The 6,542-nt window shown below is 73.2% G+C and carries 9 protein-coding genes; 2 read left to right on the forward strand and 7 right to left on the reverse strand.

Translation table 11 applies throughout. The features are described 5' to 3' along the window. From AB0G02_RS25300 to AB0G02_RS25320, 5 genes are all read right to left on the reverse strand, one after another. Positions 1 to 949, reverse strand: a 949-nt coding sequence (locus tag AB0G02_RS25300; RefSeq protein WP_360798071.1) for an FAD-dependent oxidoreductase, incomplete at its 3' end; no start/stop codon positions are given. After that, on the reverse strand, positions 946 to 1,644 hold the full coding sequence (locus tag AB0G02_RS25305) for a class I SAM-dependent methyltransferase (RefSeq protein WP_360798073.1): 699 nt from the start codon (positions 1,642 to 1,644) through the stop codon (positions 946 to 948). The genes AB0G02_RS25305 and AB0G02_RS25300, both read right to left, overlap by 4 nt. Further along, on the reverse strand, positions 1,641 to 1,958 hold the full coding sequence (locus AB0G02_RS25310; RefSeq protein WP_360798075.1) for a lycopene cyclase domain-containing protein: 318 nt from the start codon (positions 1,956 to 1,958) through the stop codon (positions 1,641 to 1,643). The genes AB0G02_RS25305 and AB0G02_RS25310 overlap by 4 nt, the downstream gene beginning before the upstream one ends. Further along, positions 1,940 to 2,284 carry a lycopene cyclase domain-containing protein gene (locus AB0G02_RS25315; protein WP_360798077.1) on the reverse strand — a complete coding sequence of 115 codons (345 nt, stop codon included), beginning with the start codon at positions 2,282 to 2,284 and terminating at the stop codon, positions 1,940 to 1,942. Before AB0G02_RS25315 ends, AB0G02_RS25310 begins: the two co-directional genes overlap by 19 nt. An 85-nt stretch (positions 2,285 to 2,369) precedes the next feature. Then, entirely contained in the window at positions 2,370 to 2,981 is a 612-nt protein-coding gene (locus tag AB0G02_RS25320; RefSeq protein WP_360798079.1) for an ATP-binding domain-containing protein, read from the reverse strand. Between AB0G02_RS25320 and AB0G02_RS25325 the strand changes: the two genes are divergently transcribed. After that, positions 2,955 to 3,146 carry an acyl carrier protein gene (locus tag AB0G02_RS25325; protein WP_360798081.1) on the forward strand — a complete coding sequence of 64 codons (192 nt, stop codon included), beginning with the start codon at positions 2,955 to 2,957 and terminating at the stop codon, positions 3,144 to 3,146. The genes AB0G02_RS25320 and AB0G02_RS25325 overlap by 27 nt on opposite strands. A 12-nt stretch (positions 3,147 to 3,158) precedes the next feature. On the opposite strand, the gene AB0G02_RS25330 is transcribed toward AB0G02_RS25325, so the two are convergent. Both AB0G02_RS25330 and AB0G02_RS25335 read right to left on the reverse strand, forming a co-directional pair. Beyond that, on the reverse strand, positions 3,159 to 4,811 hold the full coding sequence (locus tag AB0G02_RS25330; RefSeq protein ID WP_360798083.1) for a hypothetical protein: 1,653 nt from the start codon (positions 4,809 to 4,811) through the stop codon (positions 3,159 to 3,161). 15 nt (positions 4,812 to 4,826) lie between these two features. Continuing rightward, positions 4,827 to 5,048: a hypothetical protein gene (locus tag AB0G02_RS25335; protein ID WP_360798085.1), complete on the reverse strand. Its 222-nt coding sequence runs from the start codon at positions 5,046 to 5,048 to the stop codon at positions 4,827 to 4,829. Between the two features lie 256 nt (positions 5,049 to 5,304). Here AB0G02_RS25335 and AB0G02_RS25340 point away from each other — a divergent pair, with 256 nt between their 5' ends. Beyond that, the gene (locus AB0G02_RS25340) at positions 5,305 to 6,279 is read left to right on the forward strand and encodes a hypothetical protein (RefSeq protein ID WP_360798087.1); all 975 of its coding nucleotides are present in this window, start codon (positions 5,305 to 5,307) and stop codon (positions 6,277 to 6,279) included. The last annotated feature ends 263 nt before the right edge of the window (positions 6,280 to 6,542 follow it).

Here is a 6,542-nt window from a genome sequence, read left to right on the forward strand (position 1 = left end):
GCGCGCACTCCAGCGCGTCGACGTCCGCGCGCCACCCCGGCGTGCCCAGGTCGGACGCCGCCACGAGCCGGCGCAGGCCCGCGACGTCCAGGGCCAGCACCACGGCGTCCGCTTCCAGGACCGAGTCCGCCAGGTGCACGGTGAACCGCTCGCCCCGGTCCACCCGCAGCACGGGCGTCCCGGTGCGGACGTCCGCGCCCCGCTCGGCCAGGTAGCGGGCCAGCGGGTCCCACAGCACCCGCGGGAACGGGTCGGCGGGCACGTCGAACAGCAGGCCCTCGCTGGACCCGAGGAAGTAGGTGTGGAACATGGTCGCCAGCTCGGCGGCCGACATCCGGGACGGGTGCGCGAAGAAGCTGCGCGAGAACACCTCGAACGCCAGGGCGTGCGCGGCGCGGGGGAAGCGGACGCGGTCCAGGTACGTGGCCGCGTCCAGGTCGTCGAGGTCGTGGTAGGTGCCCGGCACCGAGACGTCCAGCAGCGGCAGGGCCGCGCGGGTGTCGACGGTGCGCAGGTCGGCCCAGGTGAACGCGGGGCTGCGCAGCAGGAACGCGGCGGCGTTCCACGGCGCGGAGCGGGGCAGCCCGGCAAAGCCGTCGCGGTGCCCGCCGGCGTGCCACAGCGGGTAGTCCGGCAGGCCGACAAGCGCCGAGCCGTCCGGGTAGACGCGGGCCAGCAGCGACCTCAGGTTGTAGTACTGGCGGAAGAAAGCGTGGAAGCCGCGGGTCATGGTGGCGTCGCTGCCGTCGGCCAACCGCGTGGCCCACCCGCCGACCCGGCCGCCGAGGTGATCCTCCCGCTCGCACAGCACGACCCGCGCTCCGCGCTCGGCCAGGACGGTGGCGGCGGCCAGCCCGGCGATGCCACCGCCGACGACCACCACGTCCCGGTCGCACGTCGGCCGCCCGGCGGGACCGGGAACCCGCACGGCCTTGCGGTCGCGGTTCACGCCCGCCCCACGAACGTGTGCACGATCCCCCGCTGCCACCCGGCGGCGGGCAGGACGCGGACGTCGGTGAACCCGGTGCGCCGCATCCTTTGGCGCAGCGCGCGCACGCCGTCGAACTCCAGGACGCTGCGCCACAGGTACGCGTAGAGGTCCGCCGAGCCGGTCACCAGCACACCGCCGGGGATGATCACCGACCAGCAGACGGCGGTCCACCACGCGGTCGCCACCAGCGAGTCCCGCACCGAGTACTCGTGCGCGACGAACCGCGCGCCCGGCTTGAGCAGCCCGCGGACCGCGGCGAGCACCGGGTCCGGCCGGCCCAGGTTGCGGATCAGGTAGGCGGCGAAGACGCCGTCGTACGGCCCGCGCGCCTCCAGTTCCTCGGCTCGGGCGTGCACGAACGACACGTTGTCCGGCCAGCGCTTGCGCCGGGCCTGCTCCAGCATCCCGGCCGACGCGTCCACGCCGGTGATCTCGGCCAGGGGTGCGGCCGCGAGCAGCGCGGCCGTGGACGCGCCGGTGCCGCAGCCCAGGTCCAGCAGGCGCTGCCCCTCGCCGCCGCGCGCGATGCCGAGCGCGGTGGCCGAACGGCGCAGCTCCCGGTGGTAGCCGGGGTTCGCGCCGACCAGCCGGTCGTAGCCCCGGGCGGCCGAGTCGAACGCGGCGGGCACCGCGTCCACCGCCAACCTCGTCATCGGACCGCCTCCCGGGCGCGGGCCCGCTCCCACAGGAGCAGGGTCAGGGTGATCAGCGAGAAGCCGAACAGGAAGTCCTCCACCGGGATGTCCCACGGCACGCGCAGCCCGCTGATGGCGGTGGGCGCGTAGAGGACGACGGGCGCGCTCAGCTTGGTCAGCCACCCGTCCACGGGCACCTGGAACGCCAGCACGATCGCCATGGTCAGCCAGTAGGCCGGGCGGCGGAACAGGCCGGTGCGCAGCAGGAGCAGTTCCGCCGCGACCGTCAGCCCGACGGACGCGACGGCGGCGATCAGGTATTCCGGGCCCACCGGACCCCTTTCGGGCGGGTGGCCGTCACGCGGCGCACCGCCTCGTACGTGAGCAGCGCGCAGAGCGGGACCACCAGGAAGAACAACGCCTCCTCCAGCGGCAGGCCGCCCGGCAGGACGAGCCCGAGCGTGAACCGCTCGTCGAACCACCAGTGCCCGCGGGCGATCGCCACCAGGTCCCACACCCCGAACAGCGCCACCACCGGCAGCAACGTCCGGGCCACCGCGTCGAACCTCCGGTAGACGCCCGCGCCCAGGTACTCCAGCGGTGCGGTCAGCAGGAGGCAGACGGCGAGCACCACCAGGTACTCCCACCGATCGTCCATGCGACTCACCGTAAAGCGGGGCACGGCGGTTCGCATGACAGCGGCCGGAGGGGGCGCGGGCGGGTCCACTTCGGACTTCCCGGCGTCACCGCGTCCCGGTCGGGGTGCGCAGGACGACCAAGCGGCGGGTGGCCCGGGTGAGGGCGACGTACCGCTCGGCGGGCGTCATCCGCTCGGGGTCGACCACGACGACCACGTCGAACTCCAGGCCCTTGGACGCGCGCGGCGTCATCGGGCCGTCGGGCGTGATCACGGCGAAGGTGCCGGTGGCCGGGCGGAACGACTCCGGGTCGGCGCCGGTGGTCTCCAGGGGCGGCTCGCCGTGCCGCACGGACGTCGGCGGCACGGCGGTGGGGTCGACCTCGGCCAACGCGGCGGCGGCGTAGGCCATGACCTCGGCGGGCGTGCGGTAGTTGACCGTGAGGCGCCGGTACTGCCACCGGTCGTGGGCCAGCGGGTCCAGCACCCGCCGCCAGTCGCGGGCGCCGGCCGCGGACTGCCGCTGGGCCAGGTCCCCGACGACGGTCATGGACCGGTTCGGGCTGCGCCTGGCCAGCAGCCGCCAGTCCATTTCGGACAGCTCCTGCGCCTCGTCCACCACCACGTGGCCGTAGGTCCACTCGCGGTCGACGGCGGCGCGCTCGGCCAGGACCCGGTGGTCCGGCGCGGTGTGCCGGTCGGCAACGCCGACACCCACCCCGATTCGTCGTACTTCGAACTGGGCGGCGACTCCCTGATCGCGGTCCGCCTGCTGTCCCGCGTGCAACAACGGCTGAACGTCCGGCTCGGCGTGCGGGACGTGTTCGACCACCCCACCCCGCGCCTGCTGGCGAAGCTGGTGGAGACGCGGACCGGCCCGTGAGCCGGTCCGGGCTCACTGCATCCCGCGGCCGATGACGGGCACCAGGGCCAGCGGCCGCACGTCGGCGGCGAAGGTCGACGCGCCGACCGGCCGTTGCGGCTTCGACGGCGGTTCGGGTCGGTCGAAGGCGCCCTCGGCGAAGAGGTCCTCGACGAACTCGTCGATCTTCTCCTCGGTGACCGACGGCATGGCGAAGACGTGCGCGTAGTGCCGCAGGCCGCCCGCGTTCGTCGGCATCGGTTGGCAGGACAGGGACCACTTCTCGACCACGTCGTCGTGGGGTTGGCGGAAGCGCACGGTCAGGGCCATCGAGCTCCGGTCGACGTACAGGCCGCCCTCGGGCAGCCGGTCCTCCCGGTCGAGCCGGTCCTCCAGCTCCCGCAGCGAGCTCTCCAGGTACCGGGTGACGCGCAACGCCCGCACCGCCGCGGTCGCGTGCTCGCGGATGGACCTGGATGCCAGGTGGTCCCACAGCACCAGCGGTGACAGGCCGTTGCGGGATCCGGCGAACGTGGTGTCCGGGGAACCGGTGTAGGCCGGTTGGGACGGTGGCTCGACCCGGAACTTGTTCTTGGTCATGAACACCCCGCACGGCCAGGGCGCACCCTGCCACTTGTGCCCGCTCATCACCAGGGAGCTGACCACGTCGACGCCGTGCACCTCCAGGCCGAAGTCGAACTCCGGGATCTTGCCCTTCATCTCCCGGTGCAGCTGCACGGCCAGCTCGCTGCCGTGCTCCTGGGCCGCCGCGATCCGCAGGAACGGCATGAACCCCGCGCCGAGCGCGCCGTCGACGTGCACCCAGAACCCCCGCCGGAGGTCGGTGCGCCCGGGTTCGAACTCGATCTCGCGCTCCAGCAGGCCGTGCTCGGCGAAGATCGGGACGAGCCGACCGGCGATCTTCTCGACGTTGTCGTAGGCGCCCTTGAACGTCGTGCCGAAGTTGAGCAGCAGCAGGATCGGGTGCCCGCGTTCGGCGAAGAACCGCACGAGCCGCTCCAGCGCCTCCACGTCGATCTCGCCGCTGCCCTCCGGCCCGCCCTTGGACGGCACCTCCATCGGCCACTCGTCGGCGGTCGGGCACTGCCCGGGGTACTCCCTCCTGCCGATCGCGGCGAAGGTGTCGATCGCCAGGGTCCGGACCGCCTTGATCACCGAGTAGTGCGTGTCCTCGGAGTAGAACGCCACCGGGCGGTAGGTGTTGGCCCGGGTCGCCGCGTCCCGGTCGCCGTTGCCCGAGGCACCGTTGCCCCCGACCGGCGTCGGCGGCACGGCCTGCACGTACATCATCTGCGACGCCGACTGCCCGTCACCGTCACCGCCGGGCTCGCTGATGAGCTTCTTGCCGGACAGGTAGTCGCGGGCGGAGGCGAGCGCGTACAGGTTGCCCTCGGTGGCGCCCATCGTCAGCACGTAACCCCAGTAGCTGTCGGGGTTGTCGGCGTCGTAGGGCCACGGCGCGCGCCAGAGCGACGCGTAGTGGTCGAGCACCGCGCGTTCCACGATCTTGGTGTTGAGCTTGTAGTTGCCCTGCTGGAACGGGTCACCGATGTTGTTGAGGTGGAACTCCAGGAACCGGGCCAGGTCCTGCTGGTAGTGCCCCATGTCCTGGTTGCCCTGGAACCCCACCATGGTCTCGTGCTTGCCGACGAGGTAGGTCTCCAACCGGTTGAGCGCCCGCTACCGCTGCGGGGCGCACAACCCCTCGGCGGGGATCTCGAACTCCCCGGTCCGCAGCTCCGGGTCGGTCGGGTAGACCTCCCTGGGGTCACCGGCGGGCCCCGCGATGACCGGCGCGGCCCCGTCACCGAGCCCGGCCGAGGCCATGATGGCCGACCACGTGCTGTCGTCCGGCCCGTAGGGGAAGTCGGGCTGCTGCCGCCCGCCGGGGTGCCCGCTCATGACGTCCTCCCTCGCCCCGGCGGACCGCCCGCACCGGCCCGCCGTCGTGTGCGTCGGAGCGTTCCACCGGCCACCCCGCGACCCGCGCCTCGAACCGGTGGATTCGCCGGACCGTGGTGGATCTTCACCCCATCGGGACCACGTCCCCGTGACGACCGGTCACCGGTGCCGGCTCGTCCGCTCCCGCTCCGGCGGTGACCGCCCGATCCCGGAAGATCGCCCGGAGGGGGTCGGTCGCGGCCTACCATCCGACCGCATGAGGGCGGAGCGGCGATTATCAGGCGGGCACGTCGCGACGGGGGCGGTGCTGACCGTCGTGAGCTGGGTGTTGCGGGCGGCGGGCGTGGTGCTGTTCGTCGGCGCGTTCGTGCTGTCGCGCGACAACCTGGCGCTCTGGCTGGACGAGCCGGACCTGGGGTGGCCGTCCGCGATCCTGGTGAAGGTGCTGACGGGTGCGGCGGGGGCCGTGGTGTTCGAGGGCGGGCACCTCGTCGCGGTGTGGGGCAAGAGGTTCCGGTCGACGACGGTGGCGTCGTTCGACGCGCTGCCCGGCACGCGGTACGTGCTCTACCTGCGGTCGTTCCGCACCGACACCGCGCTCGCGACGCCCCCGGGGCTGCCGGGCAACCCGGTCGGCGCGCTGATGTCCCGGCGCGGCCTGACCCGCGAGGAACACCTGATCCGGTACTTCGGCGGCTTCGGGGAGGTCGTCGCCATCGGCCGGCCGGGCGAACGCGCGCCGCAACTCGGAGCGCGACGCGGCTACGTCACCGGACCGGACTGGCAGGACACGGTGACCCGGCTGATCCGCGACGCGCACCTCGTCGTCCTGTCGGCCGCCCCCACCCCCGGCACGGTGTGGGAGTTCGTCGAGTCGCTGCACGTGATCGGCTCACCGCGACGGCTGGTGCTGCTGATCCAGGACGGCCCGGCCGACTACGCCGCGTTCCGCGCGGCCGTGGGCCAGGAGTACGCCACCAGGACCGCGTCCGACGACGGCCGGCCCCCGCTGCCCGCGCTGCCGGACTACACCCCGCTCCCGCCCGACCCCGACGCGGACGTCCCGGTGCGGGCGCTGGTCACCTTCGACGACGGGTGGCAGCCGACCCTGTCCCGCTTCCACCCGATCGACCGGAAGGCGGCGGGCACCATCTGGGAGCGCGCCCGCCTGGCCGACCGCGAGCTGGACGCCGTCCTGGCGGCGCAGAAGGACCTCCTCCCCCTCCGCTGACGCCGACTCCGACGTCCGCGTGGCGGAGGAGGGGGCTTCGTTGCACCCTCCGATACCTAGCTCTACTATGCCTAGAACTTCTAGGGTGGAGGGCTCGTGAAAGTCACCAAGGACCTCGTGGCCGCCTCGGCGACACCGATGGTGCTGGGCATCCTGGCCGAGGCGGACAGCTACGGCTACGCCATCCTCAAGCGGATCAGCGAGCTGTCCGGCGGGGAGCTGGACTGGACCGAGGGCATCGGCCCGGCCGATCCCGAGGAGCT

The organism is Actinosynnema sp. NPDC023658, assembly GCF_040639995.1.
GTDB lineage: Bacteria > Actinomycetota > Actinomycetes > Mycobacteriales > Pseudonocardiaceae > Actinosynnema.

Coding starts and splice junctions, on each gene's coding strand:
- AB0G02_RS25305 (WP_360798073.1), bottom strand. CDS start 1,644: ATGACGAGGTTGGCGGTGGACGCGGTGCCCGCCGCGTTCGACTCGGCC.
- AB0G02_RS25315 (WP_360798077.1), bottom strand. CDS start 2,284: ATGGACGATCGGTGGGAGTACCTGGTGGTGCTCGCCGTCTGCCTCCTG.
- AB0G02_RS25335 (WP_360798085.1), bottom strand. CDS start 5,048: ATGAGCGGGCACCCCGGCGGGCGGCAGCAGCCCGACTTCCCCTACGGG.
- AB0G02_RS25340 (WP_360798087.1), top strand. CDS start 5,305: ATGAGGGCGGAGCGGCGATTATCAGGCGGGCACGTCGCGACGGGGGCG.